Annotated in this window: 16 protein-coding genes; 7 read left to right on the forward strand and 9 right to left on the reverse strand. The window is 74.3% G+C overall.

Annotated elements, in window-relative coordinates; translation table 11 throughout:
* Genes FB388_RS13840 through meaB form a run of 3 tightly spaced genes read left to right on the forward strand, consistent with a single transcriptional unit; the run spans position 1 to position 5,077 of the window.
* Positions 1–1,932, forward strand: a complete 1,932-nt coding sequence (locus FB388_RS13840) for a methylmalonyl-CoA mutase family protein (protein ID WP_142100973.1) — start codon at positions 1–3, stop codon at positions 1,930–1,932.
* A complete protein-coding gene (gene scpA, locus FB388_RS13845; RefSeq protein ID WP_142100975.1) occupies positions 1,929–4,091 on the forward strand; it encodes a methylmalonyl-CoA mutase in 2,163 nt (720 codons plus the stop codon). Before FB388_RS13840 ends, scpA begins: the two co-directional genes overlap by 4 nt.
* Before the next feature lie 2 nt (positions 4,092–4,093).
* Entirely contained in the window at positions 4,094–5,077 is a 984-nt protein-coding gene (gene meaB, locus FB388_RS13850) for a methylmalonyl Co-A mutase-associated GTPase MeaB (protein ID WP_142100977.1), read from the forward strand.
* 20 nt (positions 5,078–5,097) lie between these two features.
* On the opposite strand, the gene FB388_RS13855 is transcribed toward meaB, so the two are convergent.
* On the reverse strand, positions 5,098–5,691 hold the full coding sequence (locus FB388_RS13855; RefSeq protein WP_142100980.1) for an APC family permease: 594 nt from the start codon (positions 5,689–5,691) through the stop codon (positions 5,098–5,100).
* A 142-nt stretch (positions 5,692–5,833) separates the two neighbouring features.
* On the opposite strand from FB388_RS13855, the gene FB388_RS13860 reads away from it, so the two are divergent.
* Genes FB388_RS13860 through FB388_RS13875 form a run of 4 tightly spaced genes read left to right on the forward strand, consistent with a single transcriptional unit; the run spans position 5,834 to position 8,509 of the window.
* Positions 5,834–6,637, forward strand: coding sequence for a metal-dependent hydrolase (locus FB388_RS13860; protein WP_142100982.1), 804 nt, complete (start codon positions 5,834–5,836; stop codon positions 6,635–6,637).
* 33 nt (positions 6,638–6,670) lie between these two features.
* Complete coding sequence (locus FB388_RS13865) at positions 6,671–7,492, forward strand: DUF1932 domain-containing protein (RefSeq protein ID WP_246121903.1); 822 nt, start codon at positions 6,671–6,673, stop codon at positions 7,490–7,492.
* A 32-nt stretch (positions 7,493–7,524) separates the two neighbouring features.
* Positions 7,525–8,040, forward strand: coding sequence for a hypothetical protein (locus FB388_RS13870; protein ID WP_142100984.1), 516 nt, complete (start codon positions 7,525–7,527; stop codon positions 8,038–8,040).
* A gap of 16 nt (positions 8,041–8,056) precedes the next feature.
* The gene (locus FB388_RS13875; RefSeq protein WP_142100987.1) at positions 8,057–8,509 is read left to right on the forward strand and encodes a MarR family winged helix-turn-helix transcriptional regulator; all 453 of its coding nucleotides are present in this window, start codon (positions 8,057–8,059) and stop codon (positions 8,507–8,509) included.
* Between the two features lie 104 nt (positions 8,510–8,613).
* On the opposite strand, the gene FB388_RS39400 is transcribed toward FB388_RS13875, so the two are convergent.
* The 8 genes from FB388_RS39400 to FB388_RS13910 all read right to left on the reverse strand — a co-directional run bounded on the left by FB388_RS39400 (position 8,614) and on the right by FB388_RS13910 (position 16,210).
* On the reverse strand, positions 8,614–8,772 hold the full coding sequence (locus FB388_RS39400; protein ID WP_170225599.1) for a hypothetical protein: 159 nt from the start codon (positions 8,770–8,772) through the stop codon (positions 8,614–8,616).
* A gap of 149 nt (positions 8,773–8,921) precedes the next feature.
* On the reverse strand, positions 8,922–9,662 hold the full coding sequence (locus tag FB388_RS13880) for a GntR family transcriptional regulator (protein WP_142100989.1): 741 nt from the start codon (positions 9,660–9,662) through the stop codon (positions 8,922–8,924).
* Positions 9,663–10,470: 808 nt separating this feature from the next.
* Positions 10,471–11,196 carry a ferredoxin reductase gene (locus FB388_RS13885; protein ID WP_142100991.1) on the reverse strand — a complete coding sequence of 242 codons (726 nt, stop codon included), beginning with the start codon at positions 11,194–11,196 and terminating at the stop codon, positions 10,471–10,473.
* Positions 11,196–11,804, reverse strand: coding sequence for a sulfite oxidase-like oxidoreductase (locus tag FB388_RS13890; protein ID WP_142100993.1), 609 nt, complete (start codon positions 11,802–11,804; stop codon positions 11,196–11,198). The genes FB388_RS13885 and FB388_RS13890 overlap by 1 nt, the downstream gene beginning before the upstream one ends.
* Positions 11,805–11,831: 27 nt before the next feature.
* The gene (locus tag FB388_RS13895) at positions 11,832–12,698 is read right to left on the reverse strand and encodes a DUF4126 family protein (RefSeq protein WP_142100995.1); all 867 of its coding nucleotides are present in this window, start codon (positions 12,696–12,698) and stop codon (positions 11,832–11,834) included.
* A gap of 9 nt (positions 12,699–12,707) precedes the next feature.
* Positions 12,708–13,175 (reverse strand): NUDIX hydrolase, encoded by a 468-nt coding sequence (locus FB388_RS13900; RefSeq protein WP_142100997.1) that lies wholly within the window; start codon positions 13,173–13,175, stop codon positions 12,708–12,710.
* Between the two features lie 18 nt (positions 13,176–13,193).
* Complete coding sequence (locus tag FB388_RS13905; RefSeq protein ID WP_246121906.1) at positions 13,194–14,267, reverse strand: glycoside hydrolase family 172 protein; 1,074 nt, start codon at positions 14,265–14,267, stop codon at positions 13,194–13,196.
* Between the two features lie 41 nt (positions 14,268–14,308).
* On the reverse strand, positions 14,309–16,210 hold the full coding sequence (locus tag FB388_RS13910) for an FAD/NAD(P)-binding protein (protein WP_246121908.1): 1,902 nt from the start codon (positions 16,208–16,210) through the stop codon (positions 14,309–14,311).
* Positions 16,211–16,391: the final 181 nt, after the last annotated feature.

Raw genomic sequence — 16,391 nt, forward strand, 5'->3', positions numbered from 1 at the left:
ATGGACACGGCCCCCAGCGGAACGGCCGGTACGGCACAGGTCGACGGTGACGCGCTCGACGCGCAGGCGCCCCCGGAGCCGGAGGAGCTGGCGCTCGCCGCTGAGTTCCCCGAGGCGGACCGGGCCGACTGGCTCGCGCTCGTCGACCAGGTGGTGCGCAAGGCAGGCAAGCTCCCGGAGAACGCCGAGCCGGGCGCGGGGTTCGACAGGCTGACCGGGCGCACGCTCGACGACATCCCGGTCCGCCCCCTCTACACGGCGGGCGACGCCCCCGACCCGGATGCTGCCGGGGTGCCCGGCGCGGCCCCGTACGTGCGCGGCGGGCGCGCGAACGGCCCCGCCCCCGCCGGATGGGACGTGCGGCAGCGCCACGCCGATCCCGACCCCGCGGCAGCTCGTGGTGCGGTGCTCGCCGACCTCGAGAACGGGGTGTCCTCGATCTGGCTCGCGGTCGGTGCCGGTGGCACCGCCGTCGCGGATCTCGGCGCGGTCCTCGACGGCGTGCACCTCGATCTCGCCCCCGTCGTGCTCGACGCGTCGGGCGACAGCGCGGACACGGAGCTCGCCGCGGCCGACGCGTTCCTCGGCCTGGCGGCGGATCGCGGCGTCCCGCCCGCCGATCTGCTGGGCACGCTGGGTCTCGACCCGGTGGGCAGGCGGGCTCGTACCGGCGACGGGCCGGAGCCCGATGCGGTCGTGCCGCTCGCCGTGCGGGTGGCGAAGGAGTTCCCGCGGGTCCGTGCGGTGGTCGTCGACGCGCTGCCGGTGCACGGCGCCGGGGCGTCGGATGCGCAGGAGCTGGGGTTCTCGCTCGCCGCGGGCGTCGCCTACCTGCGGGCGCTCACCGCGGCCGGGCTCGACCTGCCCGCGGCGGCCGGGCTGATCGAGTTCCGGTACGCCGCCACTGCCGAGCAGTTCCCGACGATCGCGAAGCTGCGGGCGGCGCGCCTGCTGTGGTCGCGGGTCACGCAGGCGTGCGGTGCGGCGTCGCCGCAGTTCCAGCACGCAGTGGGGTCGCCGTCGATGCTGACCCGGCGGGACGTGCACGGCAACCTCCTGCGCGGCACGGTCGCGGGCTTCGCGGCCGGCATCGGCGGGGCGGACGCGGTCACGGTGGCCCCGTTCGACGCCGCCCTGGGTGGGTCCGGACCGTTCTCCCGGCGGATCGCGCGCAACACGCAGTCGCTGCTCGTGCAGGAGGCGCACCTGGCGCGGGTGATCGACCCGGCGGGCGGCTCCTGGTTCGTGGAGTCGCTGACCCGCGAGCTCGCCGCCGCGGCGTGGGCGTTCTTCCAGGAGATCGAGGCAGCAGGCGGGGTGCTCGCCGCCCTGGACGCCGGCCTGGTGGCCGAACGGGTCGCCGTCGTTCGCGGGCGGCGCGAGGAGGCGGCCGCCCGGCGCACCGCGCCGATCGTCGGGGTGAGCGAGTACGCCGACCCGGGGGAGATTCGGGAGCCGGCGGGCGACCCCGGTCCGCCCCCGGCCGGGCTGCCGCGGTTCCGGCCCGCGGAGCGCTACGAGGCCTACCGGGACCGGTCGGACGCCCTGCTCGCCGAGACCGGCTCCCGGCCGCGGGCGTTCCTGGCCACCCTCGGCCCGCTCGCCGCGTACACGCCGCGGGCGGGGTTCGCGCGCAACCTCCTGCAGGCCGGTGGGATCGAGACCCCGGAAGCGGGACCGACCGAGACCTCCGACGAGGTGGTCGCGGCGTTCCGGGAGGCGGGCACCCCGGTGGCGGTGCTCTGCGCGCCGGACGCGCTCTACGCCGAGCGCGCCGAGGAGACGGTGGCGGCGCTGCGCGCAGCCGGGGCGAGGTATCTGTTGCTGGCGGGCACGGCGGAGGTGCCGGGCGTGGACGGCAACCTCGCCGCGGGGTGCGACGCACTGGCCGTGATCGAGTCGGTCCACCGGGCACTGGAGGTGCAGCCGTGATCCCCGACTTCACCCGGGTCCCCCTCGACGACGAGGCACCGCCCGAGCAGCACTGGGCCGGAGAGGTCCCGGTGTGGGACTCGCCGGAGGGCATCGCCGTGCAGCCGCTCTACACCGCGGCCGATCTCACCGGCATCGACTTCCTGCACACCTATCCGGGGATCGCGCCGTACCTGCGTGGCCCGTACCCGACGATGTACACCACCCAGCCCTGGACGGTGCGCCAGTACGCGGGCTTCTCCACCGCGGCGGAGTCGAACGCCTTCTACCGGCGCAACCTGGCGGCCGGGCAGAAGGGTCTGTCCATCGCGTTCGACCTCGCGACGCACCGCGGTTACGACTCCGACCACCCCCGCGTGGGGGGCGACGTGGGCATGGCGGGCGTCGCCATCGACTCGATCTACGACATGCGGCAGCTGTTCGACGGCATCCCGCTCGGCGAGATGTCGGTGTCGATGACGATGAACGGCGCCGTGCTACCGGTGCTCGCCCTCTACATCGTGGCCGGCGAGGAGCAGGGCGTCCCGCACGAGAAGCTCACGGGAACCATCCAGAACGACATCCTCAAGGAGTTCATGGTCCGCAACACCTACATCTACCCGCCGCAGCCGTCGATGCAGATCATCTCCGACATCTTCGCCTACACCTCGCGGGAGATGCCGAAGTTCAACTCGATCTCCATCTCCGGCTACCACATCCAGGAGGCGGGTGCGACCGCCGACCTGGAGCTGGCCTACACGCTCGCCGACGGCGTGGAGTACCTGCGGGCCGGGGTCGACGCCGGGCTGGGGATCGACGCGTTCGCGCCCCGGCTGTCGTTCTTCTTCGGCATCGGCATGAACTTCTTCATGGAGGTGGCGAAGCTGCGCGCGGCGCGGCTGCTGTGGGCCAAGCTGGTGAAGCAGTTCGACCCGGGTAGCGACAGGTCGCTGTCGTTGCGCACCCACTGCCAGACCTCGGGGTGGTCGCTGACCGCGCAGGACGTCTACAACAACGTGATCCGCACCTGCGTGGAGGCGATGGCCGCCACCCAGGGCCACACCCAGTCGCTGCACACCAACGCCCTGGACGAGGCCCTCGCGCTGCCGACCGACTTCTCCGCGCGGATCGCGCGCAACACGCAGCTGCTGCTGCAGCACGAGTCCGGCACCACGAAGGTGATCGACCCGTGGGGTGGCAGCTTCTACGTGGAGCGGCTGACCTACGACCTGGCCCGCCACGCCTGGGCGCACATCACCGAGGTGGAGCGGGCCGGTGGGATGGCGGCCGCGATCGACGCCGGGATCCCGAAGCTGCGGGTCGAGGAGGCCGCGGCCCGCACCCAGGCGCGGATCGACTCCGGGCGCCAGCCCGTGATCGGCGTCAACACCTACGTCGCCGACTCCGACGAGGACGTCGAGGTGTTGAAGGTCGACAACGCCGGCGTGCGTCGCGAGCAGCTGGAGAAGCTGCGCCGGCTGCGGGAGGAACGTGACGATCGCGCGGTCGAGGGCGCATTGCAGGCGCTGACGAACGCGGCCGCCCTGGTCGCCGAGGGCTCCCCGCGCAGCGAGGAGCAGAACCTCCTCGCCCTGTCGGTCGCTGCAGCGCGGGCGAAGGCCACGGTCGGGGAGATCTCCGACGCGCTGGAGAAGCTGTTCTCGCGCCACGCCGGGCAGATCCGCATCATCTCCGGTGTGTACGCGCATGAGGCGGGGCAGAACCCGGCGATCGACCGCGCCCGCGAGCTGGTGGAGGAGTTCTCCGCCCTCGAGGGCCGCCAGCCGCGCATCCTGGTGGCCAAGATCGGCCAGGACGGGCACGACCGCGGCCAGAAGGTGATCGCCACCGCGTTCGCCGACCTCGGGTTCGACGTCGACGTCGGCCCCCTGTTCTCCACCCCCGCCGAGGTCGCCCGCCAGGCCGTCGAGGCGGACGTCCACGTCGTCGGGGTCAGCTCGCTCGCCGCCGGGCACCTCACGCTCGTGCCCGAGCTGCGCGCCGAGCTCGCAGAGCTGGACCGCGACGACATCATGATCGTCGTCGGCGGTGTGATCCCGCCCGCCGACCACGCCGCACTGCAGGAGGCGGGCGCCGCCGCGGTCTTCGGCCCCGGCACCGTCATCGCCGAGGCCGCCGTCGACCTGCTCGGCACCCTCACGGCGAAGCTGCACGGGTAGCCGTGCCGCGCGAGGTCGACGTCGCAGGCCTGGTGAAGGGCGTGCTGGCCGGGTCGCGGGCGGTGCTCGCGCGGGCGATCACGCTCGTCGAGTCGCACCGCACCGACCACCGCGAGGCCGCGCAGCAGATGCTGATGGAGCTGCTCCCGCACGCCGGTGGCGGTCGCCGGGTCGGGATCAGCGGCGTGCCGGGCGTCGGGAAGTCCACCTTCATCGAGGCGCTCGGCACCCGGCTCACCGCGGCGGGCCACCGCGTGGCCGTGCTCGCCGTCGACCCGTCCTCGACCCGGACGATGGGCTCGATCCTCGGCGACAAGACCCGCATGGCGCGCCTCGCGAGCGACGACGGCGCGTTCGTGCGGCCCTCGCCGAGCGCCGGCACGCTCGGCGGCGTCGCACGCGCGACCCGCGAGACGATCGTGCTGATGGAGGCCGCCGGTTACGACGTGGTGCTGGTGGAGACAGTCGGGGTCGGCCAGTCGGAGGTGGCCGTCGCCGCGATGGTCGACACGTTCCTCCTGCTCACGATCGCCCGCACCGGCGACTCCCTGCAGGGGATCAAGAAGGGCATCCTCGAGCTCGCCGACGTCGTCGCCGTCAACAAGGCCGACGGCCCGCACGAGGCCGACGCCCGCGCGGCGGCCCGCGAGCTGCGCGGCGCCCTGCGCATGCTCACCCCCTCCACCGCGGCCTGGACCACACCGGTCCTCACGTGCAGCGCCCAGACCGGCGCAGGCATGGACGAGGTGTGGACGGCGGTGCTGGACCACCGCGCCGCACTCGAAGCGGCGGGCGAGCTGGAGCGCCGCCGCGCCGACCAGCAAGTCGAGTGGATGTGGCGGGTGGTCCGCGACCGCCTGCTCGACCGCCTGCAGTCCGACCCGGGCGTCCGCGCGGCCCTCCCCGAGGTCGAGCGGGCCGTCCGGGACGGCGAGCTCACCCCCACGCTGGCCGCCCAGCAGCTCCTGGACCGGCTCGGCGGCTGATCGAGATGGCTGCGGGCGGGCTATGAGCCGTGCCGAGGAGTCGGCGCGGCCGCCCGCTCAACCGGCAGTGGCGTCTGCACCAGTGGCATCTGCACCAGGAGCACCGTGCCGGCGCCACGCAGGCTGCGGACGCTCATCCGCCCCGCCACCGCCTCCACGCGCTCGCGCAGGCCGAGCAGGCCGCGCAGCGACAGCGCCCAGATCGTCACCGCGGCGGCGACCGTGAACACCCACCACGCGACGTGGATCCCGAGCTGGGTAGCGAGCGCTGCCGAGGCGAAGGCCCCGAAGGCGAGCAGGTTCTGCGGGTAGAGGTAGGCCGCGAACAGCAGCCACCCGGCGAAGAACCCGAACGTGGGTCCGAGGCCTGCCGTGTTGAAGGCGTAGAACGACCCGGCGTGCGGCAGGCGGCGCGAGAACTCGGCGATCGTGTTGACGAGCAGCATCACGCCGACCAGCGACATCAGGTAGACGAGCGGGAGCGCCGGGCCGGCGTGGACCGCGATCAAGGCCGCGGTGAACATGATCCCCGATGCGGGGTTCATGACGCCCAGCGACATGGCCACCGAGCCGGTGACGCCGACCGCGTCGCGCTTGAGAGCCCCGTCGCCCACGACGCGCGAGGGTATGCCGCTCGCTGCGCCAGGCGCTACGCACGCCGGCGCCACCCGGCACTCGTGGTCAGGGGCTGATCACCGATCACGCGCGTCGGCGTGGCGAGGCGATCATGTCGCCCGGTCGGGTTAACGTCGCGGCGTGCTCGGGGTCAGTCACGCGCTGTCGGGAGCGGCCCTCGGGCTTGCGGTCGCGGGGTTCGTACCCCAGCTCCTGGGGGAGCACCCCGACGCCGGCACCGTGCTGACGTTCACCGCGGTCTGCGCGGGTGCGGCCCTGCTGCCCGACCTGGACCACCCGTCGTCGATGGCCACGCGCCGGTTCTCGGCGGCCTCGTTCGTCGCGAGCCACCTCGTGCGGCCGCTGTCGCGGCTGGTGTACGACCTCACCCGAGGTCCTCGGGACACCGGTCGCGGCTCCCACCGCGGCCTCACCCACACCGTCGTCGGGGCCGTCCTGCTCGGGGTGGCGGTGAACCTCGCGTCGGCGCGGTTCGGCACCCCGGTGCTGGTCGGCACGCTGTTCGTGTGCCTCGCCCTGGCGATCAAGGGGCTCGACGCGCTGGTGCCGGGGCCACCGTCGCTGGTGATCGCCGCCGGGCTCACTTACGGCATCGAGCACGCGGTGCCGGGCGGCACCGCGGGCACGGCGGGCTGGCTGGGCACCGCGGTCACGCTGGGGATGGTGGTGCATTCGATCGGCGATGCGATCACCGAGTCCGGCGCGCCGCTGCTGTGGCCGCTGCCGATCCGGCGGCGCCGGTGGTACCCGGTTGGCAGCCCGCGGCCGCTGCGGTTCCGCACCGGTGGGTCCGTCGAGGCCTTGCTGGTGGCGCCCGCCCTCACCGTCGGGGTGTTCCTGCTCGGCGCGTTCGTCGTGCCCGGGGTTGCGCCCTGGTTGCTTGAGATGCGAGCTCACGTCGAGCGGCTCGTCGCGGGCGGCTGAGGAGGCCGGCCGGGCGGGGACGATGATGCGGGCGTGGACTCACCTCTCCCGAACCGGCCGGTGGTCGGGATCCTGCACCCCGGTGCGATGGGCGCCGCGCTCGGTTCGGCGCTGAAGGCGCGCGCGGGCGCGGTGATCTGGGCAGCGGCCGGGCGCAGCCACGCCACCGCGAAGCGGGCGGAGCTCGCCGACCTCGTCGCCGTGCCCGACGTGGCCGAGCTGGCCCGCCGCGCGCACCTGATCATCTCGATCTGCCCGCCGCACGCCGCGCGCGCCGTCGCCGAGGAGGTGGCCGCCGCGTGCGCAGGCCGTCCCGACCCTCCCCTCTACGTCGACGCGAACGCCGTCGCACCCGCCACGGTGCACGGCATCGGCGCGCTGCTGGGCGAGCGGCACGTGGTCGACGGGGCCGTGATCGGCGCACCGGCCTGGGAGCGCGGCCGCACGGTGCTGTGGCTGTCGGGGGAGGCGGCACCCGCGGTGGCCGACCTGTTCGCCGGCTCCCCGTTCACCGCCCGGGTGCTCGGGCCCGGCCTCGGCCAGGCGAGCGCGATCAAGGCCTGCTACGCCCTGCAGACCAAGGCCCTTCCCACGCTGTGGGCGGCGCTCGCCGAGGCCGCCGACGCCTACGGCGTGCGCGATCCCCTCGCCGAGCAGCTGGCCCGCGACGGCGTCGATCTCACGGCGCACCTGGACGCGCTGCACACCCGCGCAGGGGCGAAGGCGTGGCGCTGGGCGGGGGAGATGGACGAAGCGGCCGCCGCCCTCGCCGCGGTCGGCGTGCCGGACGGCTTCTCCCGCGCCGCCGCGGAGGTCTACCGGCGGATGGCAGATGGATCACCTGACCGTCTTTGACAGCATGCTGTCAAAGACGACAGGATGCGGAGATGCAGGACGTGCTGTTCGCCCCTGGGCCCCGCGACGACCTCGCCGACCACCTCGCGCTCTTCGCGCCGTTGATCGGCAGCTGGTCGCTCGAGGTCGACGACATCGGGCCGGACGGGACCGTCCACACCCGGGACGGTGAGTGGCACTTCGGGTGGGCACTCGACGGGCGCGCGGTCGTCGACGTGTGGATCAGCCCGTCGCGCAGCACCCGGGCGGCCGAGGGCGTCGACGGCGAGTGGGGGATGACCGTCCGGTTCTACGACCCCGACCTCGGCGCCTTCCGGTCGACGTGGCACGGGCCGGGCCGGGGCTGGGTGATCCCGTTCGTCGGGCGCCCGACCGCGGACGGCCTGCGGCTCGACGGCGAGCTCGATCGCGGGTCCGGCCCCGTGCCCGTCCGGTGGACGTTCAGCGAGCTCGGCGCCGAGAGCTTTCGCTGGCAGGCGGAGGAGGGCGAGCCCGGTGGTGCCGGTATGCGGGTCCGCCAGCGGTTCCGCGCCCGGCGGCAGCGGTGAGGGGCCGGTGCCCTCGATGACCTCCGAGCTCGTCGGCGAGTACCGCCTCCTCATGGCCGACGTCTACGAGCTGGCCGGTCGCAGCAGGCGGATCAGCGAACGCGACGCCGCCGAGGCGGGCACGACGGTCGCGCGCTGGCACGTCCTCAGCGTCGTCTCGCAGGAGGCGCTGTCCGTACCGGAGATCGCCCGCCGGTTGGGCCAGGTCCGCCAGGGGGTTCAGCGCGTCGTCGACGAGCTGGTTGCCGACGGGCAGCTGGCGGGCGTGGCGAACGCGCGGCGGCCACGTTCGCCCAAGTTCCGCGCCACTGCGGCCGGACTGGGGACGTTGGAGCGGCTCTGGGGCGAGAGCGAGCCACGGCGGGCGGACCTGCTGGCCCGCAGCGGACTCGGCGTGGCCGACCTGCAGCGGGCCCGGGAGACCGTGCGGCGGCTGAGCGAGGTCCTCGCTGCAGCGGACGTGCGCTGACGATCCCTCCCGGAACGCGGACCGCCGCCGCACCGGAGGGGGTGGGAGCGGCGGCGGTCTGCACGGGGCAGGTGGCCCCGGGTCGGGTTCGGAGCAGGTTGAGGTCAGTCGTCGCCGTCGCTCCCGGCGACCCAGCCCCGGTTTCCGGGCGAGCTGCCGGACTCGGAGGCGGACGCGGCGGGGGCCGACGGCGCGAGAAGCGCCAGCACCGCGCCGATCACGAGGCTGACCAGGGCTGTTGCTGCCAGACGCTTGCGTCGCATGGCCACAGCTTGACTGCCCGGGTCGGCGCCCGTCGCGAGCGGCGGGCCAATTCCACCCGAAGAGGTCCCCTGGGGAACTGGATCGGGTGATGGGGGCACGCAGCGTGCCCGACGCGGCGGGACGGTCCCGCTCCGGGGCCCGTGCGAGGTCACCGGCCGGTGAGCGCCACCTCGAACGAGTAGCGCGACGCCCGGTAGAGGTGGTCGCCGAACTCGACGACGAGCCCGCGGTCGTCGAACGTGGTCCGCCGCATCGTCAGCAGCGGGGCCCCGCGCGTCTCGTCGAGGAGTGCGGCCTCGGCGGCGGTGGCCCGGCGGGCGCCGATGCTCTGGGTGGCGGAGGCGAGTGCCACCCCGGCCTCGCGCAGCACCTCGTAGAGCCCGCGCTGTTCGAGGAGCTCCGGCTGCAGGGGCACGAGGTCGGCGCGCAGGTGGTTGCGCATGATCGCGAGGGGTTCGCCGCCCGTGCGGCGCAGCCGCTCCAGCGTGACGACCGACGTGCCCTCCGGCACCTCCAACGCGGCCGCCACCGCACCCGACGCGGGTTCCACGGTGTGTGAGAGCACGGTGGTCGTCGGCCGCTGACCCGAGCTCGCGAGGTCGTCGAACAGGCTGGTGAGACCGACCGGGCGGCGCACCCGCGCCCGTGCGACGTGGGTGCCGACGCCGCGCTTGCGCACCAGCAGCCCCTTGTCCACCAGGTACTGGATCGCCTGCCGCATCGTGGGGCGCGACAGCCCCAGCTCCTCGGCGAGCGCGATCTCGTTGTCCAGGCGGGAGCCGGGCGGCAGCACGCCCGACTCGATGGCCTGCTCCAGCTGGCGCGCCACCTGGAAGTACAGCGGCACCGGGCTGGCTCGGTCCACCAGGACCTGCGGGCGGTCGGGCATCGCAGCCTCCTGTCCGGGGTGCCGTTGGTCCTGACAACCTAACGATCAGCCGGACGGCGAGCTACCGGCGGAGGTGAACGAGCACCCCGCGCGTCGGCCGCGGGGACCGCGACGGCGGGCCCTCCGGCCACGGATCGCCGGGCGAGATCGGCCGGAGTGGAGTGGCGGCGACAGATCTGTCGCTCTCCCACCACTCGCGGCGATCATGCGGTCAGGCGCCGGACTCAGTCCCGCGAGCGGCGCTCACAGGCGCGGTGGTCGGGGCGGGCGCGCATGATCGATCCCAGATGGCGACGACCGCCCTAGCCAGGGCGCGAACCGTCATCTCGCCGCGATCAACGACCCGTGATCGGTCCGAGAGAAAGGTGGGTCGCCCTGGTGAGGACGGTGAGCCGCATCTCGGGACGATCATGGGCGCCTCAGCGCGCCACAGTCGCTTGATCTCGCGATCAGGCCCCGAGGGGTCGATTGATCATGAAAGCCTCGGCTTGGCGCGCCGTTCTCGACACCCCGCGCCCCTGGCCGTCGCGCACCCGTCCCGGCCTTCCGGGTAGTCCCCATCGTTCGCATCGAGCTCTTGCGTGGGCGAGTGGGTCGGGTTGGCGGAACCACCGAATTCCGTGGTTGCTCGGGCGGCCGTTCCCGACGCGGGGGCACGGCGGTTCTCGAGTCCGTCGTTGCCGGGTGCCGCGCAACTATCCGGTGGTTCCGACCCTCGACCCGCAGGGTGACCACCGGAAAGTCGCCTTGCTCGATACCGCTCGCGCCACCCGGGACTCGAGCTGGCGCGCAGCGTGGGCGCCGGGTCTCAGCCCGATGGGCCGAAGCGCTCCACGCGGATGCTCTCGGCCGGGACACCGGCCTCGACCAGCACGTTGGTGGCGGCGTCTGCGAAGGCGGGGGAGCCGCACACGTAGGCCCTCTCGCCCCCGCGCACCAGCGGCGCGACGTCGGCGACGGCGAGGCGGCCGACGGCGCGGCCGGCGTCGGCGGGCGCCCGGCGCGTGTAGATCAGGGTGGTCTCGGGGCCGGGCAGCTCGTCGGCGTAGTACAGGTCCTCCGGCGAGCGGGCGGAGACGACCAGCCGCACGAGGTCGGGGCGGCCAAGCCGGCGGGCGTGGCGCAGCATCGCCATCAGCGGCACCACGCCCGATCCGCCGCCGACGAGCAGCGCGGGCCCGCTCGCGTCCCAGCCGAAGTAGCCGATCGGACCGCGCACCTCCAGCTCGTCGCCGGGCACCACGACGTCGTGCAGGAACTCCGAGACCTCTCCGTCGTCGAGCCGTTCGACGGTCAGCTCGATCTCCCCCGTCTCGTCCGGAGCCGACGCGAGGGAGTAGTCGCGGGAGGCCGTGTAGCCGTCCGGGGCGGTGAGCCGCACGACGTAGTACTGCCCGGGCAGGTGCGGGCGCGGCTCGGGGAGCGCGAGCCGGAACGTGCGGGCGCGCGGCGTCTCGTCCCGCACGGAGAGGACCTTCGCGGTCTGCCAGCGCAGGGTGCGGCGGTGGGTGGTGCCGCCCGGGGTCAGCGTCATCAGTCGCCCTGGTAGCGCTGCTCGGCCCAGGGGTCGCCGCGGTCGTGGTAGCCGTTGCGCTCCCAGAAGCCCTGCTCGTCGTGGTCCATGAGGCGCAGGCCGGACACCCACTTCGCGCTCTTCCAGAAGTACAGGTGTGGCACCAGCAGGCGCGCCGGGCCACCGTGGATCGTGCTGAGCGGCTTGCCGTCGGCGTCCCACACGACCCAGGCCTTGCCGTCGGTGATGTCGGCGAGCGGGAGGTTCGTGGTGTAGCCGGTGTGCGACACCGCCATCACGTGGGTGGCCGTCGGCAGCGGCTTCGCGGCGCCGAGCAGCGTGTCGACCGAGACGCCGTCGAACGTCATGCCGAGCTTCGACCAGGTGGTGACGCAGTGGATGTCACCCTCGTAGCGGGACCGGGGGAGCGCGTGGATCTCGTCCCAGTTCCAGGTGACGACGTTCTCGACCAGCCCCTCGATCGTGAACGTCCAGCGGTCGGTGGGGATGTTCGGGGTGGCCTCGGCGTGCAGCACCGGCCACTCGTCACGCGCGTCGTACTGCCCGGGAGGCAGTCGCTGGTCGCGCTCGCGCCGCCGTCCGGTGAAACCTCGGGTGATACCGGCCATGCTCTCATCAACCTCCGCGTCGCGGGATCATTCCGGGCGGCGCGCGCCGAGCCAGCCGAGCGCGGCCGCGATGACGTCCTCGGCCAGCGCCCCGGGCCGGTCCGATCCGAACCGCCGCTGCGCGGCCGCCCGCAGCTGCACGCCCAGCACGGCCGTGCCGATCGCGGCGGCGGCGCCGACGAGGCCGGGCAGCGTCGGGTCGTGCCCGTCGCGGCGGGCGACCGCGGCGGCCGACGTGGCGCCGAACGCGGCTCGGGGGATCAGCCCGAGTGGCGCGAGGCGGCTCGGTACGCCCGGCAGCTTGTCGGCCACGAGCTCCCCGGCTGCGGCGAGGCTCGAGACCGCGCTCCCGGTGCGGCCGCCGAGCCGGGAGGCGACCGGGCCGGTGTCGCCGGGCCGGGACGTCAGCGCCACGGCGGCCAGTCCGGTGACACTGCGCGACCCGCTCGCCGCACCCAGCGCGGCCGCGCGCAGCAGCGCTGCGGGGCTCGCCTGCGGTACCGGCTCCCTGCCCTCGGCCACGCGGGCCACCGAGACGAGGGTGGCGTGCGTCGTGAACCCGTACACCACGGGTGGGACGGCCTCGGCGACCCAGTGCGCGCTGCGGCGCGGATCGACGATCCGCAGCACGGCCGACGGACCGCCGCGCGCAGCGGCGGCGGCCAGCCCGAGCAGCGGTCCGCTCACGGCGGCGGGCGGGCGCACCCCGGTCGCCCGCAGCACGCCGGCGAGCGCGCCGACACCCACGCCGGTGGCGGTGTCCGCGAGCAGGCCCGAGGCGGAGAACCGGGCCGGCCGGTGCGCCCGGTCCAGGTAGCCGGCGGCGGAGTGCGCGGTGGTGCCGGCTGCGCCAGCTGCGGCGCCGCGCAGCAGTCCGGAGACGAGGGACCTCATGAGATCCCGCTACCCGGCGACAACGGCCGGCAACCGGTCGAGCAGGGAGAGCTGCCCCTTCGTGATCTTCCGGCGTGCCGTGTCGAGGTCGAACCACGCGGCCCGGTCGATCTCGGGGAACTCCTGCAGCGTGCCCGACCGCGGCGGCCACTCCAGGGTGAACGTGCCCGGGACGATCCGGTCGGCGTCGAAGTCGGCGGCGAGGGCGAACGCCGTGATCCGCTTGCCCCCCGACAGCCGTACCTCTCCGAGCTCGACGAGCGGCCCGTCCGGCATGGGCGAGCCGAGCTCCTCGGCGAACTCGCGGGCCGCAGCGGCCCGCGGGTCCTCGTCGGGGCCGTGCTCACCCTTGGGGATCGACCAGGCCCCGTCGTCCTTGCGGGCCCAGAACGGCCCGCCCATGTGCCCGAGCAGCACCTCGGTGCCGTCCGGTCCCGGTCGGTGCAGCACCACTCCCGCGCTCCTCGTCGCCGCCACCCGAGGAAGTGTGGCAGGTCAGGTGACCTCGAGGTGGTCGGCGTCGGGTGTGGGCGGGCGGGAGGTGGAGGTCCGGTCGAGGTAGAACCACGCGACCGAGGCGATGTCGTCCTGCAGCTGCAGGTACCGGTGGCCGGAGCGCCAGCCGAGGGCCTGGACGTCGACGCGGAGGGCGCGGGAGAACCGGATCGGGTCGGGCAGGTGCCAGCGGTACATGCCGAACCGCTGCTGGCTGCGGTAGCCCCCGTCCGGGCGCACGATCTGGTGCAGCCCGAGGTAGGGCGTGGTGAATGCGGTGTAGCCGTGGCCGGGGACGTCGAAGTTCCACGCGCCGCCGAAGTAGTCCTCGGTGCCGGTGCCGCAGATCGTCGGCAGCTCCCGGTCGTCGTCGAGGTAGAACTTGACCTCGCCCTCGCCCCACCAGCCGTTCGAGTTGACCCCCCACGCCAGGTACGTGCCGACGTAGTGCCCGCTCCCGGTGACGTCGTCGACGAGGGTGTGCGTGCATCCCTCGGGCAGGGGGTTGTCGCGGCGCCACTGGGCGTGCAGGTAGCCCGCCTGCTCGGGCACCGGAGCCAGCGCGTAGGTGATCTGGAAGTAGACGATCGCCGGGTCGGCGCCGAGGTTCTCGAGCGTGATCCGCGCACCCGACCGGAACGGCATCTGCCAGTAGCAGTTGAGCCCTCCGTGCGGGTTCACCGCGACGACCTGCGACGACAGCTGGGCGAACTCGCCCCAGCCCTGGCCGAAGAAGTCGCCGAGCGGTACCTCGACCGCCGGTTCCGCGTCGCCGTCCCAGTGCATCCGCAGCAGCAGGCTGCGCCAGTTCGACGGGTGCGTGGTGATCCAGATGTGCTGCACCGTGCCGGGCCCGTCGATGTCGGCGAGGCAGGCGGTGGTGCCGGCCGGGACCTCGATCGAGGGGGAGACCTTCCAGCCGCGGCCCAGGTCGCGTGCCGCGTCGGCGCCGGTGCCCTCGGTGGCGCCGCCCCCGGCGCCGGGCGCGCCGGTGGGGTTCTCCGGGCTGATCGAGCGGGTGACGGCAGAACTGATCAACGCCATCTCCGGCCGCAGCGGGATCGGGTGCGCCATGGGCCCTCCGGACTCGTCGTCAGCGGACGGGACTGATCACACTATGCCGCGGCGGCCCGCGCACCCGGGAGGCTGCGCAGCACCGCCCGTGCGACGGCGTCGTTGTAGCGCAGGCTCTGCGCGTTCATCCCCGGCCGCGTGAACGCACCCGCCACTTTCACGGTGGTGTGCGGGCCCACGGCGAACCGCCGTGGATGTGTCATCCCGGCGGCGTCGACCAGGGCGCCGTCGGACGCCCGGACGCGGATGAGGCCGGTGGCCCGCAGCAGCGCGCCGTCCGCGTCGCGCAGCACCTCCTCGCTCACGGCGCCCCTGGCGAGCAGGGCGGCGATCAGCGGATCCCCGGTGCGGACGACGCTCGGGTCCGGCAGGCGCGCGTCGACCAGCACGCGGGCGGCGACCGGCGGGGCGTCCGGCACGCTGGCGCTCCCGGCCCGGAAGGTGCCGCCCGTGCCGTCGACGTCCACCCACATGCCCTCGCCGAGGAACGTGACGTAGCCCGCGCGGGCCAGCGCGAGGAGCTCGCGCACCCGGAAGCCGGGCGGGCCGCTCGCGACCGCGTTGAAGAAGCTCTGCCACCGGGGCAGGCCCTCCGCCCGGGAGCGGGCCGACAGCACCCCCGACCCGGACAGCCGGGTGACCTCCCCGTACACCGACAGCATCGCGACGAAAGCGCCGAGGTGCGGCGTGTGCGCAGGATCCACGTGCTGGCGCAGATCCTCGGCGATGCGCTCGCGCACCAGGGGCTGCAGCGTGGCGATGTCCGGGGCGCGGACGCCGTGGAGGGGGTGGTCGAGCGCGGTGAGGTCGATGCGGTCCACGGGGTCCGGCACGGCGGCGGCGATGAGCTCGGCCATCGCCGGTGAACCCCAGTCGAGGCGGGCGAACCGCGCCGCGAACTCGGGCCACGGCAGCCGGACGCGCCCCGGGTGGCCGACGAACAGCTCGTGGTACCAGCCCCAGGCGATCTCCTTCGCCATCAGCGGCCACGCCTGCGCGTGCATCTCGACCGGCCCGCCCGAGGTGATCAGCGGGTCGACGGCGGCCGGGCCGAAGAACCGGGGGAGCGGCGGGCGTCCGGCGCGCAGGCCGTAGTGGGGTTTGCAGTGGTAGGGCATCCCCCTGGGCGAGCCGGCCACGAGCCGCGGCTCCGCCCCCGACGGCACGTAGCGCAGCTCGTCCCCGTCGGGCTCGAACCGCCCGCCGCGCCCCTCGAACAGGAGCACGACGAGGTCGACGAACGCGAGGCCGAGGCCGCGGACGAGCACGGTCTCACCCGCGGGGACCACGGACAGGTCGGAGTCGGTGGTCTGCTCGGGAGGCAGGTAGGTGAGCCCGGCGTCGGCGGCGCGGGCCGCGAGCGCGCGCTCCTCGTCGGTCGGCGTGGCGTCGAGGTGCCCGGACGCCAGCACCACGGCGTCGACGCGCAGCGTGTCGCCGTTCTCCAGCCGGACGACCTGCAGGTCACCCTCTTCGATGAGGTCGACGGCGCGCGTGCGGTGCAGGTGCGCCCGCATCCCCGGTGGCAGCCCGGCGATGACCTCGCGCAGCACCCATGAGAGGTAGGCGCTCTGCAGCCTGCGGGTCGGGAACGTCTGGGCGGTGACGCCGCGCAGCTCGGCGGCGAGCTCGGGGCCGAGCGAGTCGGGGTCGCCGCTGGTGCGCAGCGCCTGCGCCCACTCCCAGAACGACGGCCCGGGCACGATCGGCCCTTCGCAGACCACCGTGTCGTCGGTGAACATCGTGACGTCGGCGGCCATCGAGTTCATCGCGAGCAGCGGCGACTGCTCGTGGCGCCAGATCCGGCCCGGACCGGGTGGGTAGGGGTCGACCAGGTGCACGTCCAGGCCGTCCGGCCCCAGCCCGGGCGCGCTGGCGCCCAGCCGCTCGAGGATCCCGACGCCGCGCGGGCCCGCGCCGACGATCGCGATCGCAGAGCTCACAGGCTGCTCCTCGAGGGGGAATGGGGGCTGCGCCGCGTCGCGCCGACCCCACCGACTGTAGGTCGCGTTCCCAGCGGCAGCCAGGGGAGGCGACCCGTTGACGGCCGCGGTGGCGGGTGCTGGAGTGGGGGTGTGGCCATCCGCGTTCCGCTGGTGACCCGACGGCACGTCGACCTCGGTC

It is taken from the genome of Pseudonocardia cypriaca, assembly GCF_006717045.1.
In the GTDB taxonomy this organism is placed as follows: domain Bacteria; phylum Actinomycetota; class Actinomycetes; order Mycobacteriales; family Pseudonocardiaceae; genus Pseudonocardia; species Pseudonocardia cypriaca.